Raw genomic sequence first — 22,473 nt, forward strand, 5'->3', positions numbered from 1 at the left:
AAGCACCCCCCGGACTTATGTTCAGACCGTGTCGGGGACTCTCACTCAGGCGCCCAAGCGCAGTACATCGCATCGGGCAGCCGGCTACGGAACCAGTTTCAGCGATCATCTCACTCACATCCCGCACGCACCTCGCGGGACCACGCCGAACCTGCTGCGCGCGGCTGCCGCCGCCACCGGGGTTCTGGCACTCGTCGCCGCCTTCGTGCTGACCGGCTCGGCCTCGCAGGCCCGATCCCGGATCAGCACGGTGCGGACCACGGACGCCCCCAGCGTCCGGGCCACCGACGACTTCCTCTTCCGGCTCCAGGACATGGACGCACAACTGGTCAACGCGCTGCTCGTGAACGGGGACACGGAGGTCCACGTGCCGCGCGGGACCAGCGAGGCGCTGTACGACGCCGACCGCAAGCTGGCCGACGGGGACCTCGAGGCCGCGACGGTCGCGCTGGCCGGCGACCAGCCGGCGCTGAACCAGCTGCACTCGGTGTCCGACGACTTCGGCCAGTACCAGGCCCAGGCCACCCGGACCCTCGCCGACGACGAGCGCACCGGCGGCACCGTCGCCGGGGCCGCGCCGGCCGCGGTGTTCGCCGATTACCTGGCCGGGCACGCGCTCCTGTTCGGCGACGACGACAACGGCGGACTGATGAAGTCCGCCACCGACCTGGAGAAGTCCAGCCGGGACGCCATCGACTCCTCCGCGTCCTCGGTGAACGACGCGCTGGACACGGCCGAGGCCGAGTTCGTGATCTTCGGCCTGGTCCTGGCCGGCGGCCTGGTGTGCCTGCAGCTGTTCGTCTTCCGGCGCTTCAAGCGCGTGCTCAACCCGGCCCTGATCGCCGCGACCCTGGCCGCGCTGGCCCTCACCGTCGGCGGGTCGGTGGGGGCGGCGGTCGCCGGGAACGACTTCCAGACCGCCAAGTCCGCCGCGTTCGACTCGGTGCTGGCGCTGAGCGAGGCCGACGCGACGAGCGCGGGGATCAACTCCGATGAGAGCCGCTGGCTGCTGGCGCAGAACTATCCCGGGCAGCGCGGCGAGTACGAGGCCTCGTTCCTGCGGGGCGAGAACGCCATCGCCGGCCTGGCCGGCACGACCGACGTCGGCTCCTACGCCGAGCTTCTGAACAACGTCACCGACGGGCAGAACCTGGACAACCTGAACCGGACGCCGCTCACCCCGGCCAGCAGTTTCGGCCAGGAGTTCACCAACATCACCTTCCCCGGCGAGGACCAGCAGGCGATGGCCGCGTTCGCCGCCTACAACACCTACGTCCAGGACGACGCCCACCTGCGCACGATGCCGATGGGCACGCCCGCGCAGCTGAAGGCGGCGATCGACTTCGACACCAACGCCGACACCCCCGGGACGTCGGACCAGGCGTTCAACACCTACAGCAGGGCGCTCGGAGACGTGATCGCGAACAACGAGTCGCACTTCGAGTCCTCCATGCCGAAGGCGCAGAACGGGATCGGCGTCTGGACCTGGCTGCCGTACGTGCTCGTGCTGCTGATGATCGGGCTCACGCTGCTGGGCCTGCGGCCGCGGCTCACCGAATACCGCTGACCTTCTCTTCGAAGGCCTTCGGGCCGCCGACCCGCGAACGCGGGCGGCGGCCCGAAGTGCGTCCGGGTACCGACTCGGTGTGCTTGGTGCGGTCAGTGTGCCCGGTGTGCCCGCTGTGCCCGCTGTGCCCGGTGTGCTCGGTGTGCTCGGTGTCCTCAGTGGTGCACCGAGAACCAGACCAGCGACACGGCACCGGCGATCACGCAGTAGACGCCGAACGGCTTCAGGTCGCGGTTCTCGAAGTACCTGGTCAGGAAGCGCACCGAGATGTAGGCGGCGATCCCGGCCAGCACCGAGCCGGCGATCGCCGGGCCCAGGATGCTGTGGTTGGCGGGCTTGGCCAGCTCAGGGGCCTTGTACACGCCGGCGGCCAGGATCACCGGGGTGGCCAGCAGGAACGCGAAGCGGGCGGCGTCCTCGGTCTTCAGCCCGCGCGCGAGGCCGGCGACCATGGTGATGCCGGAGCGGCTGATGCCCGGCAGCAGGGCGAAGGCCTGCGCGCCGCCTATGCCGGCGGCGGACTTCCAGCCGAGCCGGGCCAGCCGGCGGTCGGCGGCGATCTCCGGGGGCTCGCCACCGCGCGGCGGGGCGTTGCCGTCGTCGGCGTGCCGGCCCTTGGAGGAGCTCTTGAGCATGTAGTCCGCGAGGAAGATCACAAAGCCGTTGATGAGCAGGAACACGGCCGCGGGCACCGGCTTGCCCAGGTGCGTGCGCAGCGCCTTGTCCGCCACGATGCCGACCAGGCCGACCGGGATCGTACCGATCACCAGCAGCCAGGCCAGCCGTTCGTCCGGGGTCTCCACGCTGCGGTGCCGGATCGAGGTGAACAGGGACCTGATGATGCGCACCCAGTCCCGCCAGAAGAAGGCCACCAGCGCCAAGGCGGTCGCGACGTGCGCCAGCACCAGGAACGCCAGGTACGGCGAGTCCTTGGCGGTCATGTCCAGGTCGGCCTTCCAGCTCCCGCCGATGAAGGCGGGCAGGAGTATCGAGTGGCCGAGGCTGGATATGGGGAACAGCTCGGTGACGCCTTGGACCAGCCCGATGGTGCAGGCTTCGATATACGTGAGGCCGGACAACTCGTACCCCTGTCGGAAAACGGATGCAGTCTGCCGGAGAATACGCGGGACGTCCGGCGGCGCGGGGAAACAGACGGTGAACGTAGGGCAAAGCAGCAGCACACTGGCTTGGTCCGGAGCGATCGGCGGACGCCCCCGGCGCCGCGGGGGTGCCGGGGACAGCCTACGACAGGTTGTAGCAGTTATGCGCCGAAGGGTCGTCCCCTACGAGGTGCGCCCGGCATACCAGCTGTCCAGATCGGCCGGCTGCACCCGCAGCGCGGCGGCCAGCCGTTCCCGGGACACCGGTTCGGGGCCGGAGACGGCCATGTTCAGCACCGCCTGCAGCATCGCGTTCACCACGCTGCGGGCCTTCACCAGCGACTCCAGGGCACTCTCGTAAGAACCCTGGTCCACGGCCCGGGTCGCCATCGGCAGACCGACGTTGACCAGGCCGTTGACCCGGCCGCGCAGATCGGCGTCGAGCTCGCCGGGCAGCAGCGCGCGGCCGTCGGCGTGCAGTTCGGCCAGGGCCTGGCCCGACTTGTCCCGGACCATCGCGCGCACGCTCAGGTACGCGCCGTAGCGCAGCGCCGGGGCGTGCGCCTCACCCCGCGGCGCGGTCACGTGCTCGGCGAAGTCCCGCAGGCGCGGGAGCATCGCCAGCACGTAGTCCTTCAGCGCGTCCATCCCGTTCAGCGGAGCGGGATCGACAGCGTCGACCGCGGCGGTGGCCCACTGGGTCACGCCGGCCGCGGCCTCGGCCGGATCGGGGTGCGCGGTGAGAACGTCGTACTCGACCCGCTCCGGGCGGAACTGTCGCGCCATGCCCCGAAGTCTGGTCGACCAAGGCGAATCTCAGGTGAACATCCAGCGAAGTACGGACACCTTCGCGGGCAGCAATCGACGCGTGACCTGGCGTTTGTCAGTGTGCGAACACAGGTGCGAGGTCCTGCGAGCCGGCATCGCCGTCGGCGCCGGAGGAGCCGTCCTGGCCCTTGGCCCGCACGTTCTTCGGCAGGAAGAACATCAGCAGGAAGACAAGGAACTGTCCCCCGGCGACGAACCACAGCGTGGTCTCGTACCCGTTGATCATGGTCTGCTGCCCCGCCTTCACCCCCTGCGCGGCCAGGATCTGACCGACCGCAGCCGGCTGGTTCGGATCCGGGTGCGCCGGGTTCGGGCAGGACGCCGGAAGGCTGCTCGGGTCCTTCTCCTTGGCCCGGTCCACCGCGCACTGCTTGAAGGACGCGAAGATCTGGTCCGCCTGCTGCGCGGGCACCCCGGCGGCCACCAGCTGGTGGGTGACGGCGGGCTTCTGGTCGTCCACCGCCTTGGTGGCGTTCGTCCCCATCATGTTGAAGAAGACCAGCGCGGTCAGCGCGATGCCGAAGGCCTGGCCGAGCTGCTGGCTGGTGTTCAGCAGGCCGGAGGCCGAGCCGGCGTCGCGGGTCGGCACGTCGGTGAGGATCAGGTCGAAGATCGGGGCCACCACCAGGCCCATGCCCACTCCGGTGATCAGCAGCGGCAGCGCCATCTGGACCGAGGTGAAGGACAAGTCCAGATGCTTGGCCATCTCGATGTACAGCACCAGGCCGCCGCCCATCAGCAGCACGCCGAACTGCACCACCTTGCGCCCGAACCTCGGCACCAGGAACTGCACCGACATGCCGGCCGCGGCCGAGACGCCGATCGAGAACGGGATGCCGGTCAGGCCGGCGTGCAGCGGCGTCCAGCCCAGGCCCAGCTGCATGTACAGCGACCAGACCAGGAAGAAGACGCCGAGCGTCACGGCGAAGGTGAGGTTCGTCAGGATGCCGGAGGCGAAGGAGCGGAAGCGGAACAGGCTCAGCTCCACCAGCGGCGAGTCGCCGCGCAGGCCCTTGCGGCGCTCGTAGAGCACGAAGCCGGCCAGCACCGGCACCGCGGCGGCCATCATCAGCCAGCCCCACAGCGGCCAGCCCAGGTCCCGGCCCTGCATCAGCGGGAAGACGAGCATGAACAGGCCGAGCACGGACAGGCCGACGCCGGGCAGGTCGAGCTTGGTGGCGTGCGGCGCCTTGGACTCGGTGATGACCCGGAAGGCGACGATCAGACCGAAGATCCCGACCGGCAGGTTCACCAGGAAGATCGGGCGCCAGTGCAGGCCGAGCAGGTTCCACTGCACCAGCAGGCCGCCGACGATGGGTCCTGCGACCGCGGCCGATCCGACGATGCCGCCGAACATGCCCATCACCTTGCCGCGCTCCTCGGCCGGGAAGGTGACGTGGATGATCGCCATCACCTGCGGCACCATCAGCGCCGCCATGCCGCCCTGGAAGACCCGGGCGCCGATGAGCATGCCGGGCGTCGTCGCCAGACCGCACAGCGCGGAGGCGATCGTGAAGCCGGTCATGCCGATGAGGAACAGCCGCTTGCGGCCGAAGATGTCGCCGAGCCGGCCGCCGGTGATGAGCACGACGGCGAAGGCCAGCGCGTAGCCGGCGGTGATCCACTGGATCGCCGAGTACCCGGCCTTCATCTGGCTCTGGATCGACGGGATCGCGACGTTGACGATCGTGACGTCCAGCAGGTCCATGAACGCCGCGGACAAGATGACGGCCAGCGCGAGCCAGCGCTTGGGATCGGGGGTCGTCATGTCCCCGGATATATCGTTCTCAGCCATGCCTCTTCGGCCCCCTCAGGCTTCAGACTCAATTCTCAAATTAAGTCTCAGGCTAGAGGGGGCCGCCGACAGTATGCCGAGGTAGAAGGCGTCTGATAGCTCACAACGCGTTGTGACACGGATACGTTGTGATCCGTGCCACAAGAGGGCGTCAGCTCTCGACGACGTGCTGCGCGAACCGGTCCCGCGCCTCGGACCACGCCTGCTGGTCCCACTGCCCGCTGCCCAGGGCCTCGGCGGCTTCGTAGCCCATCGTCAGCGCGTGGTGGGTGTTGTCCGGGGTGAACAGGCCCAGCCGCCCGAAGGTCGTGACGTGCGGCAGCGACTCGACCCAGCCCTCCAGGTCGGCCAGCGCCTCCCGGTAGCCCTTGTGGTAGATCGGGTAGACCTGGCGCATCCGCTTGACCTGCACCCATTCCAGGTTCAGGTGCGGCAGCCCCAGGCGGCGCACCGTCTCCCGGACCAGGTTCGCCAGCTGGTCCTCGTCCGCGGCCCACAGGTCGTCCCCTATGTCGCAGGGGATCTCGAAGCACAGCACGGTCCGCTCGGTCGGGTCGTCCGGCGAGAAGCGGTGGTTCGCGGGCTCGGAGATGCGGGTGACCGGGGTGTCGCCGTCCGGGATGTAGTGCACGTCGCTGTTGGTCCAGCGCCCGCCGGCGTGGACCGCGTAGACCAGCAGGATCGCGCGGAAGCGCAGCTTGCCGCTGGCCTCCACGGCCTCGTACGGCGCGCCCGGCGAGGTCAGCCGGGCCAGCAGCGGCACCGGGATGGTCGAGAAGACGTGGCCGGCCCGGATGTCCGAACCGCCCTCGGCCCAGTGCTGCTCCCCCGACCAGCCGCCGCGTTCGGCGGCCGAGCCGTGGAACTCCGAGCGGGCCAGGGTCACGCTCACGCCGTCGGCGTCCACCGCCAAATGCTCGGCCGCGGCGCCGAGGCGGATGCGCACGCCGGCCTCCATCGCCGCGTCGGCGAGGGCTTCGCAGAGCTGGCCGAAACCGCGGCGCGGGTACAGGTAGGCCAGCGACTCGCTGGCGATCGAGTTGCGCACGCTGCGCACCAGGGCGCCCCACATCGTCTGCGAGCCCGCCTTGCGCCGGGCCTGGTCGATGTCGATGTCCTCGCCGGAGACGCCCCAGAGCTTGGCCGCGTAGGGCTCGTAGACCTGCTTGTACATCGTCGGCCCGAACCCGGCGCGCATCAGCTCCGCGTAGGACTCCGCGGCCGCGATCTGCTTCTTGCCGCGCCAGGTGGCGGCCACGGCGTCGAAGGCGGCGCGGGCCATCGGCACCGTGGGCATCGACTTGGCCAGTTCGCGCGGTTTGAACGGATAGGCGACCCACCGGTCGCCCACCAGCAGCCGGCCGTTGCGGTACCGGGTCTGCAGGTCCGATCCCATCAGAGCCCTGAGATCGGCCAGGATGTTCTCCGGCAGGTCCGGGTTCAGCCGGTGGCTGCCCAGGTCCACGCGGAAGCCCGCGACGTCGAACGACGCCGCCATCCCGCCCACGGTCTCGGCCCGCTCCAACACGTCCACGGACAGGCCGCGGCGCGCCGCGTACCAGGCCGCGGCCAGGCCCGCGGGCCCCGCGCCGAGCACGACGAGATCGGCCCTACCGGTCATCGTTGGTATCCATCAGAACGCCCACAGTAGTAGTCCCACCCCATTCCCGGAACGCGCCGCGCGATGCGCGTCTCGGGTCTCACCCGATAGGGGAGATCATGCCGTATCTGAGGCTTGCGTATCACATCTCGTCGATGCGCGGCAGGAGCACCTCGGTCGCGATGAGCTTCACGGCGACCGCCGCCGGGATCGCGACCAGCGCACCGACGATGCCGAACAGAGCCGCTCCGGCCAGCACCGCGAGGATGGTGACCATCGGGTGGACGTCGACCGTACGGCGGTTGACCCTAGGGGCGATCAGGTAGTCCTCGGCCAGGCGGGCCACCACGTAGTAGGCCAGCGTGATGATCGCCACCTTCACCGAGATGGTCAGCGCCACCAGCGTCACCACCGCGCCGCCGATCGAGGAGCCGACCACCGGCACCAGGCCGAACAGCGCGACCACCACGCCGAGCGCGGCCGGATAAGGGATCGACCACGCCATCGCCCAGATCCAGGTGAAGAAGCCGGCGATGGAGGCGATGATCATCTGCCCGATCACGTACTTGCCGACCTGCGCCAGGATCCGGTCGGAGAGCTCGGAGACGCGCGGGCGCCGGCGGACCGGCACCAGGTGGTAGGCGAAGTTCTTTATGCCCGGCATGTTCGCCACGAAGTAGAAGGTCAGCGCGATCCCGGCCAGAGTCCCGGTGAGCAGCGAGAAGACGGCCTTGCCGGCGCCCAGGATGCCGTTGAGGTCCAACGTCCCGGCCTTGTTGGCGTTGATCCAGGACTTGGCCTTCTCGATGATCTGGTACTTGTTCTCCAGCTTGCCGAGGTAGGTCGACTTGTTGCGCAGGTCGTCCAGGTAGGCCGGGATCGCGTTGATCAGGGAGTTGACCTCCCGGTCCACCGGCGGGAAGACCAGCGCCACGAACCCGGCGAGCACGGCCAGCACGGCCAGCGCGACGACCGCCACGGCCAGGCCGCGCCGCAGCCCGCGGTTCACCAGCCCGGTGACCATCGGGTCCAGCGCGGTGGCGAAGAACACCGCCAGCAGCAGGATCGACAGCAGGCTGCCCAGGCCCGAGACCAGGTGGACCAGGGCGTAGGCGGTGATGGCGCCGGCAGCGAGCCAGAACGCGAAGGCGAACCAGCCGCCCGCGGGCATCGCGGACAGCGACGGCGGATCGCCGGCGCCGGCCCGGGCGCTCTGGCCCCGCGGCGCGGAGCCGTTCGCGGCCGGGGGCACGCTGGAGGGCTTCGGGGCGCGCGTCGAAGTCGCCTGTTCACCGGCCATGCCCACGACCTTAGGGGACGTGGGTGGTCTACGGGTAACTCGTCGGTGACGGGTTCAGTGCGGGGCGCCGGTCAGAGATAAAGACCGGTTTCGCCCTCGCCCTCGCCGAGGCGCTCGGCTGCCACGGCGTGCACGTCGCGCTCCCGGAGCAGCACATAATCCGTGCCGCGCACCTCGACCTCGCCGCGGTCGGCCGGATCGTAGAGCACCCGGTCGCCGACCTGGATCGTGCGCACGTTCGCGCCGATCGCCACGACCTCCGCCCAGGCCAGACGGCTGCCCACCCGCGCCGTCGCGGGGATGAGGATGCCCCCGGACGAGCGCCGGTCCCCCGCCTCCGGGTCCTCGCGCACCAGCACGCGGTCGTGCAGCATCCGGATCGGCAGCTTCTCTCCTGAACTCACGCTTGCGACGTTATCGCACCAGCCCGCGGCCGTCAGCGCGGGTGACCGAGGGCCCCCTCGTCTAGCCTGGGACCCGTGAAACTCAACCCCGGAGACACCGCCCCCGCCTTCACCCTGACCGACGACCACGGCGCGTCCGTGAGCCTGGCCGACTACGCCGGCCGCAAGGTCATCCTGTACGTCTACCCGGCCGCCATGACCCCGGGGTGCACGAAGCAGGCCTGCGACTTCCGCGACAACATCGCCTCCTTCCAGAAGGAGGGCTACGCCATCCTCGGCCTGTCCCCCGACAAGCCGGAGAAGCTGGCGAAGTTCCGCGAGCGCGACGCCCTGACCTTCCCCCTCCTGTCCGACCCGGACAAGACGGTCCTGGAGGAGTACGGCGCCTACGGCGAGAAGAAGCTGTACGGCAAGACCGTGGTCGGCGTGATCCGGTCGACGTTCGTGCTGGACGTGGACGCCAAGGGCGCCGCGAAGGTGGACGTCGCGCAGTACGCCGTGAAGGCGACGGGGCATGTCGCGAAGTTGCGGCGGGACCTGGGGTTGGACGGGTAGACACGGGCTGCTCATCATTTCATGTGATATCGCATGCTTGACTCCCTGCGAAGGCTTCGCAAGGGCTCTAAGTTCGCCCGCATGAGCAGCGCATACACGTTCGAGGAGCTCGCCGCAGCTGCGGCGGGCTCGAAAACGCCTCACAGCTGTACACACGCGAGATGCTCGAAGAGGCGGCCGCGCAGTCGACGTCCATCGCCGAAGCGGTCCGGCGGCTCGGCGCCAAAGAAGTCGGTGGAACTCAAGCCCACGTCGGGCGCCGGTTGCGGTCATTCGAGATCGACATCTCGCACTTCGAGTCGATGCGGCGGAAGCCTCGGCAACGGCTCAAGGAAGTGCCGTGGGCCGAGTTCGCGGATGCCGTCTCCCAGGCGCGCAGCGTTGCGCAGGTCGCCAGGATTCTCGGGGTCGCGGACACAACCGATTTCCGCCGTCAGTACCGCACGCGGGTTGTCGAACTCGGGCTGGATGTCTCACATTTCTTGGGACAAGCCCATGCTCGCGGTACCAGGAGCACACGACGAACCGATCCGGCCGACATTCTGATCGCCGACCCGACGGCCCGCGGCCGGACCAAGACCCGACTGCTCCGTCCCGCGATGATCGAGGTCGGCATCCTCCACCACTGCGCGCTCTGCGAGACCGGTCCTGAGTGGCGTGGTCGTCAGCTCACGCTGGAGATCGACCACATCAACGGCGACATGACTGACAATCGGCCGAAAACCTGCGGTTCCTCTGCCCGAACTGCCACGCGACCACGCCGGGCTTCTGCCGCAAAAAGAAGCGCGAGACCCGGTCCTTGGACGGTCCCGACAGGTCGCGATAGCCTGCGGTGGGGCCGTAGCCCAATCGGCAGGAGGCAATGACTTTAGGTGTCATTCAGTGCGAGTTCGAATCTCGTCGGCCCCACTCCAAAATCTTGGTCACGTCGGCCGCGCGCGGGCGTCCGACCGCTAGGCTCCGTCAACGACTGGAGATCACGACGAAGCCTGGGGGACGCCCGACCGTGAGCACACCGACGAACGATCCCAATCCGTTCGGCACCCCGGCCCCGCCTGGACAGGCGCCGCTGCCGGGGCAGTTCGGGGCGGCGGGTGCGCAGGGTCCCGGGTATCCGGCGACGCCCGAGCAGAGTATGCCGACGCAGACCGCGCCGGTGTACGGCGGGCAGCCGGATTCGCAGTACGCGCCGTATGTGCCGCCGGGCGGAGCGCCCGGGCCGGGGCCGCAGTTCGGGCCGGGTGGCATGCAGCCGTCGGGGCCGGTGCCGGGCGGGATGCCCGGGCCGATGCCGGGGCCCGGGTCCATGCCGCCGCCCTACGGCTACGGCTATCCCCCGCCGAAGCCGACGGTGACCAGTGCCGTCGCGATCGTCGCGCTGTGCCTGTTCTGGGTGCCGGTGGCCGGGTTGGTGCTGAGCATCATCGGGATGGTGAAGACCGCCAAGGGGAAGGCGCGGGGGCGCGGGCTGGCCATCGCGGCTCTGGTGTTGTCCATTCTGGTGACCCTCGGCGCGGTGCTCGTGGGGGCCGCGATCGCTTCGAAGCCGTCGGCGCTGGATCCGGGGTGTACGCGCGGGAAGACGGCGGTGCTGGAGCAGTCCAAGCAGATCGACGCCGATTCGGCGAAGGGCGACACGACCGCCGTGCAGAACGACCTCGGGACGCTCGTCGACGATCTGGCGAAGGCCGCGTCCGAGTCCAAGCGCAGTGATGTGCGCGCGACGGTGCAAGCCGTGCACGACGACTACGCCGCCATCGCCGGCGGCCAGGGCAACCAGGGCAAGCTCGCCTCCGATCTGCAGCAGATGGACCACCTCTGCACCATCGGCAAGTAGCGGCAGGTAGCGGCAGGCAAAGGGCCAGGTGCCAGCACACCGCGCGCCGAACCCCGGCAACACACGACGGCCACCGCCGACCGGAGTTCCCGGTCGGCGGTGGCCGCCGCCGTTCTCGGTCAGCCCTTCAGCAGCGGCACCAGGGCCCGGAACGCGCGGCCGCGGTGGCTGATCGCGTCCTTCTCCTGCGGGCTGAGCTCGGAGGTGGTCCGGGTCTCGCCCTCGGGGACGAAGATCGGGTCGTAGCCGAAGCCGCCGTCGCCGCGGGGGGCGCGGATCAGGCGGCCGGTGACGACGCCCTCGACCACATGCTCGGTATGGTCGGGCTGGACCAAGGCCGCCGCGCAGGTGAAGTTGGCGCCCAGGGCCTCGTCGGGGACGTCGGCGACCTGGTCCAGGACCAGCTGCAGGTTCGACACGTCGCGGCCGGGGCCGGCCGGCAGGTCGCCGAAGCGGCCCGACCAGCGCGCGGACAGGATGCCCGGCATGCCGTTCAGCGCCTCCACGCACAGGCCCGAGTCGTCGGCGACGGCGGGCAGGCCGGTCGCGGCGGCCACCGCGCGCGCCTTGATCAGGGCGTTCTCGGCGAAGGTCAGGCCGGTCTCGGGGATCTCCGGCAGGGCCGCGTACAACTCGGGGCCGGCGAGTTCGACGTCGGTCAGGCCGGCGGCGAGCAGGATCCGCTGGAGTTCGGTGATCTTCTTGGCGTTGCGGGTGGCGAGCACGATCTGGCGCATGGGCGCCAGTCTATTTGGCAGCCGGCCATCGGCGTGGCCTGCGGGCCTGCGGGCCGACGGGCCGACGGGCCGTTCTACTGGTTGCCGGCCGAGCAGATGTTGCCCATCACCTGGAAGTCGGACTTCACCGGTCCGTTGTTCGGAGTCTGGCCCTGCTGCGCCTGCGTGAAGATCGTCTGCATATCGGTGGCCAGCTTGTTCATCGCGTCGGCCGCGCCGGGCTTCTTGGTCTGCTGGGCGCCGATGTGGATCTTCTGGACCGAGGCGGGGATCGTCGCGACGGCCTGCAGCACGCTCTTCTGCTGCGCGGTCACGTAGTCGCCGAAGCCGGCCAGGGCGGTCTTGCAGCCCTGGTCGGTCCAGGTGCTGTTGAGTTCCTTCAGCGACGAGGCCAGGACCGAGGGGTCCTGGGAGCTCGGTGCGGCCGGGGAGGAGCCGGTGGCGGCCGACGGTGCCGAGGAGCCGGTGTCGGCGGAGGAGGGGGCGCTGGTGCCGCCGGTGCCGCCCGTGGAGGAACCGTTCGCCGAGCCCGACGCGCTCGTGGAGTTCCCCGTACCGGGGACCGTCCCGCCCGCCGTGCCCGCCCCGATCGTGCCCTGCGATGCGCACGCCGCCAGCGACAGCGCGGTCAGGGCCAGCAGTCCCGGTATCACGCTCGTGCGCAGCCGCACGGTCATGAGCCCACCCCCAGTGGAAAGCATTCGGAGCCCCGGCTTTCGCCGGGGCTCCGAACAATATAGGAGGTGGTTGCCTGCGGTCAGCTCAGCAGTGCCTTGACCTGGTGCGAGGCCAGTTCGCGGCAGCCGGCGGCGGCCAGGTCGAGCAGGGCGTCCAGCTCGGCGCGGTCGAAGGGGGCGCCCTCGGCGGTGCCCTGGACCTCGACGAACTTGCCGTCGGCGGTGCACACGACGTTCATGTCGGTCTCGGCGCGGACGTCCTCTTCGTAACACAGGTCGAGCATCGGGACGCCGTCGATGATGCCGACGCTGACCGCCGAGACCGAACCGGTCAGCGGCTCCTTGGAGGCCTTGATCATCTTCTTGTCGCGCATCCACGTGACCGCGTCCTGCAGCGCCACGAACCCGCCGGTGATGGCCGCGGTCCGGGTGCCGCCGTCGGCCTGCAGGACGTCGCAGTCCACGACGATGGTGTTCTCGCCCAGGGCCTTGGTGTCCACCACGGCCCGCAGCGCGCGCCCGATCAGCCGGGAGATCTCCTGGGTGCGGCCGCCGACCTTGCCCTTGACCGACTCGCGGTCGCCGCGGGTGTTGGTGGCCCGGGGCAGCATCGCGTACTCGGCGGTGATCCAGCCCTTGCCGGTGCCGCGCAGCCAGCGCGGGACGCCTTCGGTGACGCTGGCGGTGCACAGCACCTTGGTCTGGCCGAACTCCACGAGGACGCTGCCCTCGGGGTGGATCGACCACTTGCGGGTCAGGGTGACCGGACGGAGCTGGCCTGTTTTGCGGCCGTCGACGCGTGCTGCTGACATGTGAAGACCCTAGCCCACCCCCGGGGCCGGCGCGGCCGACGGTGCGGCGCGCGCGGGACCGTCGCCGGGCTCCGCCCCGGCCGCGCCGGGGGTGGAGGCGGGGGTGAAGGCGGGGGTTTGGTGTGCGGGGCGTGCGCGGCGGGGTGCCCGACGGGTGTGCCCAGCGGGTGTGCCCGGCGCGATCAGTCGAGCGGCACGTGGGCCAGCAGCCGCAGCGTCGGCAGGTCGGTGGCCTTGCGCAGCCGGGAGGCCAGGTCCCGGTGGAAGAACTCCTCGACCAGGTGCGGCACCGTCAGCACGATGATCTCGTCGACCACGTACTTGGCCGCGATCTCCTTCAGCCCTTCCACCGGCGGGCCGGCCAGCAGCTCGCCGGCGGCCTGCCTGCCGGCCTTCTGGAAGGCCTCCACGGTCGCGGTCATGATCGTGCGGGCCTCCACGACGGCCTCGTTCAGCGGCTCGTCGTGGGAGTCCTCCTCGGCCCCCTTGAAGTTGCCCAGCGCCAGGTCGTCGAAGGTGGCCAGGACCTTGCCGTTCTCCTTGCCGACAGGCACCACGACGACGTAGTTCTCGGCCTCCATGCCCTCCTCGACGTTGTCGTCGTGCAGACCGACGACGTACTCCAGGTCGTGCTGGTTGATCGTCTTCTCGACGACGAGCATGGTGGTCGGCACAGTCGGGTCCTCTCAGGTGCTGCTGCCCGGGGGCGGCGCCGGGCGCCGCTCCCCTCATCTCCCCATCATGGTCTCAGATCTGGAACACCGCGCCCGGCGTGGCCAGGTTCACCTGGCCGTCGAAGGCGGCCCTGGCCGCGGCCAGGTTGAGCTCGGCGTCCGTCCACGGCGGGATGTGGGTCAGCACCAGGCGGTTGACACCGCCGGCGGTCGCGCTCTCGCCGGCCTCGCGGCCGTTGAGGTGCAGGCCCAGCAGTCCGTCGTCGCGCGGCTCCTGGAACGAGGCCTCGGCCAGCAGCAGGTCGGCGCCCTTGGCCAGGTGGTCCAGCGCCGGGCAGGGGCCGGTGTCGCCGGAGTAGACCAGGGTGCTCCCGCCGGCCTCCAGGCGGATCGCGTAGGCCTCGACGGGGTGGTCGACGCGGGTCACGCGCACGGTGAACGGACCGGTCTCGAAGGTGTTGCCGGTCGCACCCTCCGGGGCCCCCTCCAGCACGTTGCGGAAGTCGAAGACCGACTCGCACTCGACATCGTCGGTGTCGTAGGCCTTGGCGATGCGCTCGCGGGTGCCGGCCGGGCCCCACACCGGCAGCAGCGGCAGCGGCTCGCCGCCGGGCCGGTATTTGCGCGCGACGTAGTACCCGCACATGTCGACGCAGTGATCGGCGTGCAGGTGCGACAGGATCACGGCCTGCAGGTCGTAGATGTCGCCGTACCGCTGAAGTTCGCCGAGCGCGCCGTTGCCGAAGTCGAGCAGGACCCGGTGGCCGTCGTGCTCGACCAGGTAGCTCGAACACGGGTTGCCGGGGCCTCCGAAGGAGCCGGAGGAACCGATCACGGTGAGCTTCATGGGGTCTCCGCAACTGTGGCGTATCGGGGTTCGGTGGCGGCGGCATCTTGTGATGCGGCGGGGAGCTGTCCCTGGTGCACGTGGCCGATCTCGGGGCCGAGGAAGCGCTGCCCGATCTGGAGGAACTGGTCCGGGTCGCCGGTGGTGGTGAAGCTGTGCGTGGGCTCGGGGAGGTCGGCCGGGCGCATCAGCGCGTTCTCGGCCAGGACGCGGTAGACGTCCTTGGCGGTCTCCTCGGCGCTGTTGATCAGGATCACGTCGTCCCCCATCACGTAGGAGATGACGCCGGTGAGCAGGGGGTAGTGCGTGCAGCCCAGGATCAGCGTGTCGACGCCGGCCTGCACGACCGGGTCCAGGTACTCGTGCGCGACCTTCAGCAGCTCCTCGCCGGCGGTCTCCCCGGCCTCGACGAACTCCACGAAGCGCGGGCACTCCTGGGTGGTGAGCTGGATCTGCGGCGCCGCGGCGAAGGCGTCGACATAGGCCATCGAGCGCCGGGTGGAACGGGTGCTGATCACGCCGACGTGCTGGTTCCGGGTGGCGGCCACGGCCAGCCGCACGGCCGGCCGGATGACCTCCACCACCGGGATCTCATAGCGCTCGCGGGCATCGCGCAGCACCGCGCCGGAGGCCGAGTTGCACGCGATGACCAGCATCTTCACCCCGGACTCGACGAGCTTGTCCATGCACTCCAGGGCGTACGCGCGCACCTGCGCGATCGGCCGCGGGCCGTAGGGCTGGCGCGCGGTGTCGCCGAAGTAGCTGACGGCCTCGTGGGGCAGCTGATCCAGCAGGGCCCGGACGACGGTCAACCCGCCGAAGCCGGAGTCGAAGATGCCGATGGGCGCGTCCCGGGAGGCCGGGTCGATGAACGGAGGCAGTGGTGCGGCCATGAGGGAAAAGAGTACGGCTCCCCGCGCAGAGCGTCCGCGATCGGGCGGGTCGATGTGGCCACTGTCTCAGCGGTGGTTTTGCTCACGGGGCGCTTGACGTGCGGCGGGGTGGTTGCGGGGTCAGGCGGTCGGGGCCTGGGGGGCCGGGGCCGGGGCGGCCGGGGACGGCACCGGCGGGGCCAGGGCCGGGGCGGTCGGAGACGGCGCCGTCGCGGCCGGGGCCTGGGCGGTCGGCCCAGCCCAGGCGAGCAGGGCGTCACAGACGTCGATCAGCCGGCGCCGCAGCGGGGCCCCGCGGCGGGCGAACTCGGCCTGCATGCCGGCGTACTCGGCGCGGCCGGCGGGGGTCTCGATGGCGATCGGCGGGTAGCCAAGCTCGGCGAGGTCATAAGGGCTGGCACGCATGTCCATCTCGCGGATCTCGGCGGCCAGCGCGAAGCAGTCGGCGATCAGCTCGGAGGGCACGAACGGGTCCAGCTTGTAGGCCCACTTGTAGAGGTCCATGCCGGCGTGCAGGCAGCCCGGCTGCTCGTTGGCGACCTGCTCGTCGCGAGTCGGGCGCAGGGTGTTCAGCGGAACCGCGTCGGGAGTGAAGAAGCGGTAGGCGTCGAAGTGCGAGCAGCGGATGTGCTGGGTCTCGACGACCTCGTCGGTACCAGCCGGCCCCAGCCGCAGCCGCCGCGCGGAGTGCCGCACCTGCTCGGGCTCGAGGCGGTAGACCATGGCCCACTCGTGCAGCCCGAAGCACGCCAGCCGAGGCTCGCGCCCGGCGGTGGCGGCGAGCAGCGCGCGGACGAACTCGGCGGTGCGGCGCCGGCCATCGGTGAACTCGGCGGGATCCAGGGCCACGCCTTCAGGAGTCTCGCAATAGCCGCGCCAGGCCAGCCGCTCGCGAGCCGCCGCCCCGGCCAGCACGACGCCGGCGCCGGGATGCCACCGCAGCAGGCGCGCGGGGCGGTGCGAGTAGTAGGTGAACAGGAAGTCCATCACCGGGTGCGCCTCGTTGTCAGCGCGGCGGCGCAGGTGGGGATCGGTCCAGGCGGCGACGCGGGTGCGGTGCGCGGTTTCGCGGGCCTGCCAGACGGATTCGGGCAGGACGACAGCCGTAGTCGCGACTTCTTGCTCGGCCTGGTCCACGCTCACACCTCGACGGTATCCGGTGACCGCCGCCGGGCCGAATCGCTGTTCGCCCGGCGGCAGCGGCGTGCTTACGCGCCCGAGCTCGAGGTGCCCGACGGCGCCGAGGACGAGGCGCTGCTCGAGGCCGACGAGCCGCTGGACGAGCTGCTCGACGTGCCGCTCGACGAGGTCGAGGAGGAGCTCGCCGGACCGGTCGGCGTCGGGGCGCCCGGCGTGGAGGGAACGCTCGGCGTCGTCGGGGCGCCCGGCGTGCTCGGGCTGCTCGGCGTGCTCGGAGTGCTCGGGGTGCTGGGCGTGCTGGGCGCCGAGGACCCCTGCGAGCTCGCCGGGCTCGTCGGCGTCGAGCTCCCGGAGTCCTGCGAGCCGCTCTGCGCCGCTTCGGCCTGCTTCACCATCGCGACGAAATCCGCGCTCTGCGTGTCGGGGATCGGTGCCACGTCGACCGAGGTGCCCCAGGCGCTGTAGTCGATCTCGCCGGTCATGCTGCCGTTCGGCGTGGTCTCGGTGAAGGTCATCGCGACCGGCAGGCCGGCGGCGTTCAGCCAGACGTCGTAGCCCAGCTTGGTGACCAGGCCCTGGGCCAGCGCGTCGTTGACGGTGGCGGCGTCGTCGGCGGTCAGGCCGTTGCGGCCGGCGATGTTGGGGTCGGTGACGTCGTCGTTGGTGAGGGTGCCGGCGTAGTGCATGGTCTGGACGCCGCCGTGCTGCTCGGAGCCGACCGTGTGCAGGTCCTTGCTGGCCGCCAGCATGGTCAGGCCCTTGCTCGGGGAGGTGTTCTCCACCACATCGGCGCCGATGCCGAAGGAGGCGGTGTTCGGGTCCTGGGCCATGGCCTGCAGGTCCAGCTTCAGCCACTGCTTGCCGTTCATCTGGGCGGCCATCTGCGGGTCGCCGCCCATCTGCATGTACATCACGTCGTCCGCGTAGCGGATCGGGACGGCCGGGCCGGAGGCCTGCGAGCCCGGGTTGGAGGGGTCGGCCGAGCTCGTGCTCAGCGTGCCCTGCAGCGACGGGTGCTCGTCGAAGCTCGCCACCACGTCGTCGGTCTCCGAGGCGGTCGCGGTGGTCAGCACCGTGTGCACCTTGGCGCTGGGGTGCGAGGAGACGGCGCGGTCCGCGGCCTGGATCGCCTGCCCGGCGGTGAGCGAGGACAGCTGCGTGAAGGACTGCGGCGTGCCGTCGGACCCCTTCAGGGAGCAGCCGGTGAGCGAGGACGCGGCCACGGCCGCCAGCACGGCGCCGGACCATATCTGCTTGCGGGGCATGTGTTTCCCAACCCTTGATCGTGAAAGCCGAAGAGCGGAGGAATCCTAGCGTCGCCGCACTTCAGGCCGATGATCGGGGGCCGGTGAAGATCGTCTCCTCAGGTGACGGGCACCACATACGAGTCGGCGGCGGGCGGCACGGACACCGTCAGCGGCACGCCCCACTTGACCGCGGTCAGGTCGATGACGGTGTCGCCGTCGGCCGTGGAGTCGACCTCGATGGACTCGATGAGCCGGCCGTCCGCGCCGTACCAGCAGTCGATGCCGACCTTGGTGGCCTTCACCGCCTGCAGCTGCTGCCGGCGGTAGTCCAGGTAGTCCTGCGTCAGCCCGGACCCCGCGGGCGGGGTCGCCGGCAACGTGGCCAGGGTGAGCGTCCCGGCGATGTGCAGCGCCCGCTCGCCGTCCCTGGTCTCGACGCCGACCCGGTGCAGGTCGGAGAACGCCAGCGTGAAGGCCGACGCCTGGCGCGGATCCCAGTGCCGGTAGGTCGAGCTCAGCGTCGCGAACAACGCCGACGCCGGGGCGCCGGGGGCCGCCGACAGCGGATGCGTGAGATCGATCTTCACCCACGTCTTGCCCTGCCGATAGGTCGCCGGGAGTCCGGGATCGTTCAGGTAGACCGCGTTCCCTTCAACGCGGATCTCACCATGGACCGTCGTGTTGGTGGCGGCCGTCGTCGTCGCGGAGGTCTGGTCCTCCTCGAGGGCGTCGGTCCGCTGGACCCCGTCCATCGTGATGGTGAACGCCTTCTCGGTGATCGTCGCGTGGTTGTGCACCGTGTGCTGCGCCCCGCCGGCGCTCTGGCCTTCCAGGACCGCCTGAGCGGCGCTCTCCGTGTTCAGATCGACGGTCGTGCCCGCGGCGCCACCCTTGGACGCACAAGCGGCGGCGGCCATGACCGTGGTCACCGCCGCCGCCGTCGCGACACACCGAACCCAGGACTTCGCGCCCATCGCACCCACCCCCCGTAAGTCAGGACTGCGACATCCTAACCACGGGCAACGGGCACTACCGGCACTACGCCCAGATCTCATTAAGCCCAGATCTTATTAAGCCCAGAGCTCATTAAGCCCAGAGCTGCCCCTCGATCCGGTCCTCGGCCTCGTCGAGGGTCCCCTCGTAAGCGCCGGTGGACAGGTACTTCCAGCCGCCGTCGGCGACGATGAACGCGATCTCCGCGCCCTGGCCCGCCTCGACCGCCTTGCGCGCGATGCCGAGCGCCGCGTGCAGCGCGCAGCCGGTGGAGATGCCGGCGAAGACGCCCTCGGCGGCCAGCAGCTCGCGGGTGCGGCGCAGCGCGTCGTGCGCGCCGACGGAGAAGCGGGTGGTCAGGACCGACTCGTCGTACAGCTCCGGGACGAAGCCCTCGTCGAGGTTGCGCAGGCCGTAGATCAGCTCGTCGTAGCGCGGCTCGGCGGCGACGATCTGCACGTCCGGCTTCTGCTCGCGCAGGTAGCGGCCGACGCCCATCAGGGTGCCGGTGGTGCCCAGGCCCGCGACGAAGTGGGTGATGGTGGGCAGGTCGGCCAGCAGCTCCGGGCCGGTGCCGTGGTAGTGCGCCAGGGCGTTGGCCGGGTTGCCGTACTGGTAGGGCATGACCCAGTCGGGGTGCTCGGCGGCCAGCTCCTTGGCCACCCGGACCGCCTCGTTGGAGCCGCCGGCGGCGTTCGAGGAGATGATCTCGGCGCCGTACATGCGCAGGATCTGCCTCCGCTCCTCGGAGGTGTTCTCCGGCATCACACAGATCAGGTGATAGCCCTTGAGCTTGGCCACCATCGCCAGGCCGATACCGGTGTTGCCGGAGGTGGGCTCCAGGATGGTGTCGCCGGGCTTGAGCCTGCCCTCCTTCTCGGCGGACTCGATCAGCCCCAGCGCGACGCGGTCCTTGACCGAGCCGGTGGGGTTGCGGTCCTCGAGCTTGGCCCACAGCCGCACCTCGGGCGAGGGCGAGAGGTTGGGCAGGCCCACCAGCGGGGTGTGGCCCACGGAGTCCAGGAGCGAGTCGTAGCGCATGGTCGGCGCCCTCGGGGCTTTCCGGGGTCCCGCCTCAGCCGCCGGCGACGGCGGGCAGCACGGTGACCGCGTCCCCGTCGGTCAGCGGGGTCGACAGGCCGCCGAGGAAGCGCACGTCCTCGTCGTTCTTGTAGACGTTCACGAACCGGCGCAGCTCGCCGGAGTCCAGCAGCCGGTCGCCGAGCCCGGGGTGCCGGGCGTCCAGGTCGGTGATCAGGGCGGCCAGGGTGGTCCCCTCGGCCTCGACGCGCTTGGCGCCGTCGGTGTAGGTGCGCAGGATGGTCGGGATCGACACGCTGACGGACATGGCCGGTCATCTCCTCGTGGGAAAAGGGCGGAACAGGCGAGCAGGGCGTATGGGAGGCCCCGCGGGAAGGCACGCGGCTGCCGGGGCCGCGGCTCGATCGCGGGGGACGGTGCGGGTCGCGGGTTCAGGCGCCCCGGCGACACAGCGCGCTGGCCAGCCGGCCGAAGTCGACATGGCGGCGCGCGACGAGCAGCACCGTCGGGTCCATGCCGGGAGAACGCATACCCCCATGATATTCATCCCGGCCGGCGAGCGGAGCCCGGTTCCCGAGCGGTGAGACCGGGGCCGCCCGGCACGCGCCGAGGGCCCGCCGGCGCCTGGAGGAGGCGTGGGCGGGCCCTCGGCGGTCACAGCGGCTGCCGGGTGGCGCGTGTCACTTCCCCGGCTCGCGGTCGGCGCGGTAGCGCTCGATCGCGGCGTTGGTCGAGGAGTCGTGGCCCAGGTCCCCGTCCGACGACAGCTCGGGGACGATCTTCTTGGCCAGCACCTTGCCCAGCTCCACGCCCCACTGGTCGAAGGAGTCGATGTCCCAGATCGCGCCCTGCACGAACACCTTGTGCTCGTACAGCGCGACCAGCTGGCCCAGGATCGAGGGGGTCAGGCGGCGGGCGGTGATCGTGGTGGTCGGGTGGTTGCCGCGGAAGGTGCGGTGCGGGACCTGCGCGGCCGCCACGCCCTCGGCCTCGACCTGCTCGCGGGTCTTGCCGAAGGCCAGGGCCTCGGTCTGGGCGAAGAAGTTCGCCATCAGCGCGTCGTGCTGCCCGAACGGGTCCGTGCCCTCGATCGGCCGGTCGAAGCCGATGAAGTCGGCCGGGATCAGCGCGGTGCCCTGGTGGATCAGCTGGTAGTAGGCGTGCTGGCCGTTGGTGCCCGGGGTGCCCCAGACGATCGGGCCGGTCTCCCACTCCACCGGCTCGCCGTCGCGGCGCGTCGACTTGCCGTTGGACTCCATGTCCAGCTGCTGCAGGTAGGCGGTGAACTTGGAGAGGTAGTGCGAGTACGGCAGGACGGCCAGGGTCTGAGCGTCCCAGAAGTCGCGGTACCACAGGCCGATCAGGCCGATCAGCAGCGGCAGGTTCTTCTCGGCCGGCGAGGTGCGGAAGTGCTCGTCGATGGTGTGGAAGCCCTGGAGCATCTCCTCGAAGCGCTCCGGGCCGATCGCGATCATCAGCGACAGGCCGATCGCCGAGTCGTAGGAGTAGCGCCCGCCGACCCAGTCCCAGAACCCGAACATGTTGTCGGTGTCGATGCCGAAGGCGGAGACCGCCTCGGCATTGGTGGAGACGGCCACGAAGTGCTTGGCGATAGCCCCTGCGGCGGGGCCGCCATCAGACATCGCGTCGCCGCCCAGGCCTGCGAGCAGCCACTTCTTGGCGGAGGTGGCGTTGGTGACGGTCTCGACCGTGGTGAAGGTCTTGGAGGAGACGACGAACAGCGTCTCGGCCGGGTCCAGGTCGTGCGTGGCCTCGTACAGGTCGGCGCCGTCCACGTTGGAGACGAAGCGGAACTGCATGTCGCGCATGCTGTACGGCTTGAGCGCCTCGTAGGCCATCGCCGGGCCCAGGTCCGAGCCGCCGATGCCGATGTTGACGACGGTCTTGATGCGCTTGCCGGTGGCGCCGGTCCACTCCCCGCTGCGGACCCGGGAGGAGAAGGCGGCCATCCGGTGGAGGACCTCGTGCACCTCCGGCACCACGTCCTCGCCGTCGACCTCGATGCGCTCGGTCTCCGGGGCGCGCAGGGCGACGTGCAGCACCGCGCGGTCCTCGGTGAGGTTGATCTTCTCGCCGGCGAACATCTTGTCGCGCAGCTCGAACACCCCGCGCTCGCGCGCCAGGTCCAGCAGCAGCCGCAGGGTCTCGTCCGTGACCAGCTGCTTGGAGTAGTCCACCGACAGGTCGCCGGCCTGTGCGAAGTAGCGCTCGGCGCGGCCCGGGTCGGTCTTGAACAGCTCGCGCAGGTTCACCCGGTCGAACTCCGCGTGGTGCGTCTCCAGCGCCTTCCACTGCGGCAGATCGGTGAGCTTCTCGGTCATCGGCGTCCTCCTAGCGGGCATTCTTCATACTGCTGACGACCCTATCGCCGTGTCCGGTTCGGGGCCCGGCCAGAGCGGTGAACA

Annotated in this window: 23 protein-coding genes and 1 tRNA gene; 5 read left to right on the top strand and 19 right to left on the bottom strand. The window is 70.4% G+C overall.

Annotation, left to right across the window (positions count from 1 at the left end):
• The first annotated feature begins 28 nt into the window (after nucleotides 1–28).
• Entirely contained in the window at nucleotides 29–1,567 is a 1,539-nt protein-coding gene (locus ABIA35_RS27195) for a hypothetical protein (RefSeq protein WP_370359789.1), read from the top strand.
• 155 nt (nucleotides 1,568–1,722) lie between these two features.
• Here ABIA35_RS27195 and ABIA35_RS27200 read toward each other — a convergent pair whose 3' ends face one another.
• The 6 genes from ABIA35_RS27200 to ABIA35_RS27225 form a co-directional block, all read right to left on the bottom strand.
• A complete protein-coding gene (locus ABIA35_RS27200) occupies nucleotides 1,723–2,646 on the bottom strand; it encodes an undecaprenyl-diphosphate phosphatase (RefSeq protein ID WP_370342045.1) in 924 nt (307 codons plus the stop codon).
• A gap of 204 nt (nucleotides 2,647–2,850) precedes the next feature.
• Nucleotides 2,851–3,453: a hypothetical protein gene (locus tag ABIA35_RS27205; RefSeq protein ID WP_370342046.1), complete on the bottom strand. Its 603-nt coding sequence runs from the start codon at nucleotides 3,451–3,453 to the stop codon at nucleotides 2,851–2,853.
• Nucleotides 3,454–3,550: 97 nt separating this feature from the next.
• The gene (locus tag ABIA35_RS27210; protein ID WP_370359790.1) at nucleotides 3,551–5,290 is read right to left on the bottom strand and encodes an MFS transporter; all 1,740 of its coding nucleotides are present in this window, start codon (nucleotides 5,288–5,290) and stop codon (nucleotides 3,551–3,553) included.
• Nucleotides 5,291–5,441: 151 nt separating this feature from the next.
• Entirely contained in the window at nucleotides 5,442–6,911 is a 1,470-nt protein-coding gene (locus ABIA35_RS27215; protein WP_370342049.1) for an NAD(P)/FAD-dependent oxidoreductase, read from the bottom strand.
• 121 nt (nucleotides 6,912–7,032) lie between these two features.
• Nucleotides 7,033–8,190, bottom strand: a complete 1,158-nt coding sequence (locus ABIA35_RS27220) for an AI-2E family transporter (RefSeq protein ID WP_370342050.1) — start codon at nucleotides 8,188–8,190, stop codon at nucleotides 7,033–7,035.
• A gap of 71 nt (nucleotides 8,191–8,261) precedes the next feature.
• Complete coding sequence (locus ABIA35_RS27225) at nucleotides 8,262–8,564, bottom strand: co-chaperone GroES (protein ID WP_370342125.1); 303 nt, start codon at nucleotides 8,562–8,564, stop codon at nucleotides 8,262–8,264.
• 96 nt (nucleotides 8,565–8,660) lie between these two features.
• Here ABIA35_RS27225 and bcp point away from each other — a divergent pair, with 96 nt between their 5' ends.
• From bcp to ABIA35_RS27245, 4 genes are all read left to right on the top strand, one after another.
• Nucleotides 8,661–9,149, top strand: coding sequence for a thioredoxin-dependent thiol peroxidase (bcp, locus tag ABIA35_RS27230; RefSeq protein WP_370359823.1), 489 nt, complete (start codon nucleotides 8,661–8,663; stop codon nucleotides 9,147–9,149).
• Between the two features lie 161 nt (nucleotides 9,150–9,310).
• Nucleotides 9,311–10,015, top strand: coding sequence for an HNH endonuclease (locus ABIA35_RS27235; RefSeq protein ID WP_370359791.1), 705 nt, complete (start codon nucleotides 9,311–9,313; stop codon nucleotides 10,013–10,015).
• A tRNA-Leu gene (locus ABIA35_RS27240) sits at nucleotides 9,984–10,058 on the top strand. The genes ABIA35_RS27235 and ABIA35_RS27240 overlap by 32 nt, the downstream gene beginning before the upstream one ends.
• 97 nt (nucleotides 10,059–10,155) lie before the next feature.
• The gene (locus ABIA35_RS27245) at nucleotides 10,156–10,986 is read left to right on the top strand and encodes a DUF4190 domain-containing protein (protein ID WP_370359793.1); all 831 of its coding nucleotides are present in this window, start codon (nucleotides 10,156–10,158) and stop codon (nucleotides 10,984–10,986) included.
• A 119-nt stretch (nucleotides 10,987–11,105) separates the two neighbouring features.
• On the opposite strand, the gene rdgB is transcribed toward ABIA35_RS27245, so the two are convergent.
• From rdgB to pgi, 13 genes are all read right to left on the bottom strand, one after another.
• A complete protein-coding gene (gene rdgB / locus ABIA35_RS27250) occupies nucleotides 11,106–11,723 on the bottom strand; it encodes an RdgB/HAM1 family non-canonical purine NTP pyrophosphatase (RefSeq protein ID WP_370342054.1) in 618 nt (205 codons plus the stop codon).
• 74 nt (nucleotides 11,724–11,797) lie between these two features.
• A complete protein-coding gene (locus ABIA35_RS27255; protein ID WP_370342056.1) occupies nucleotides 11,798–12,400 on the bottom strand; it encodes a hypothetical protein in 603 nt (200 codons plus the stop codon).
• An 80-nt stretch (nucleotides 12,401–12,480) separates the two neighbouring features.
• Entirely contained in the window at nucleotides 12,481–13,212 is a 732-nt protein-coding gene (gene rph, locus ABIA35_RS27260; RefSeq protein ID WP_370342057.1) for a ribonuclease PH, read from the bottom strand.
• Nucleotides 13,213–13,394: 182 nt separating this feature from the next.
• Entirely contained in the window at nucleotides 13,395–13,886 is a 492-nt protein-coding gene (locus ABIA35_RS27265) for an indole-3-glycerol phosphate synthase (protein ID WP_370359794.1), read from the bottom strand.
• A gap of 73 nt (nucleotides 13,887–13,959) precedes the next feature.
• Entirely contained in the window at nucleotides 13,960–14,733 is a 774-nt protein-coding gene (locus tag ABIA35_RS27270; RefSeq protein WP_370342059.1) for an MBL fold metallo-hydrolase, read from the bottom strand.
• A complete protein-coding gene (gene murI / locus ABIA35_RS27275) occupies nucleotides 14,730–15,626 on the bottom strand; it encodes a glutamate racemase (protein WP_370342060.1) in 897 nt (298 codons plus the stop codon). The genes ABIA35_RS27270 and murI overlap by 4 nt, the downstream gene beginning before the upstream one ends.
• 120 nt (nucleotides 15,627–15,746) lie before the next feature.
• Nucleotides 15,747–16,763, bottom strand: coding sequence for a 3-methyladenine DNA glycosylase (locus ABIA35_RS27280; RefSeq protein ID WP_370359824.1), 1,017 nt, complete (start codon nucleotides 16,761–16,763; stop codon nucleotides 15,747–15,749).
• 71 nt (nucleotides 16,764–16,834) lie between these two features.
• A complete protein-coding gene (locus ABIA35_RS27285) occupies nucleotides 16,835–18,031 on the bottom strand; it encodes a hypothetical protein (RefSeq protein WP_370342061.1) in 1,197 nt (398 codons plus the stop codon).
• 98 nt (nucleotides 18,032–18,129) lie between these two features.
• Entirely contained in the window at nucleotides 18,130–18,987 is an 858-nt protein-coding gene (locus tag ABIA35_RS27290) for a hypothetical protein (protein ID WP_370359795.1), read from the bottom strand.
• Between the two features lie 112 nt (nucleotides 18,988–19,099).
• Nucleotides 19,100–20,047 carry a PLP-dependent cysteine synthase family protein gene (locus ABIA35_RS27295; RefSeq protein WP_370342063.1) on the bottom strand — a complete coding sequence of 316 codons (948 nt, stop codon included), beginning with the start codon at nucleotides 20,045–20,047 and terminating at the stop codon, nucleotides 19,100–19,102.
• A gap of 34 nt (nucleotides 20,048–20,081) precedes the next feature.
• Nucleotides 20,082–20,354, bottom strand: coding sequence for a MoaD/ThiS family protein (locus tag ABIA35_RS27300; RefSeq protein WP_370342065.1), 273 nt, complete (start codon nucleotides 20,352–20,354; stop codon nucleotides 20,082–20,084).
• A 124-nt stretch (nucleotides 20,355–20,478) separates the two neighbouring features.
• The gene (locus tag ABIA35_RS27305; RefSeq protein ID WP_317623733.1) at nucleotides 20,479–20,577 is read right to left on the bottom strand and encodes a putative leader peptide; all 99 of its coding nucleotides are present in this window, start codon (nucleotides 20,575–20,577) and stop codon (nucleotides 20,479–20,481) included.
• A 150-nt stretch (nucleotides 20,578–20,727) separates the two neighbouring features.
• Nucleotides 20,728–22,389: a glucose-6-phosphate isomerase gene (pgi, locus tag ABIA35_RS27310; RefSeq protein ID WP_370359796.1), complete on the bottom strand. Its 1,662-nt coding sequence runs from the start codon at nucleotides 22,387–22,389 to the stop codon at nucleotides 20,728–20,730.
• Nucleotides 22,390–22,473: the final 84 nt, after the last annotated feature.

This window comes from Catenulispora sp. MAP12-49 (assembly GCF_041262705.1).
Classification (GTDB): domain Bacteria; phylum Actinomycetota; class Actinomycetes; order Streptomycetales; family Catenulisporaceae; genus Catenulispora.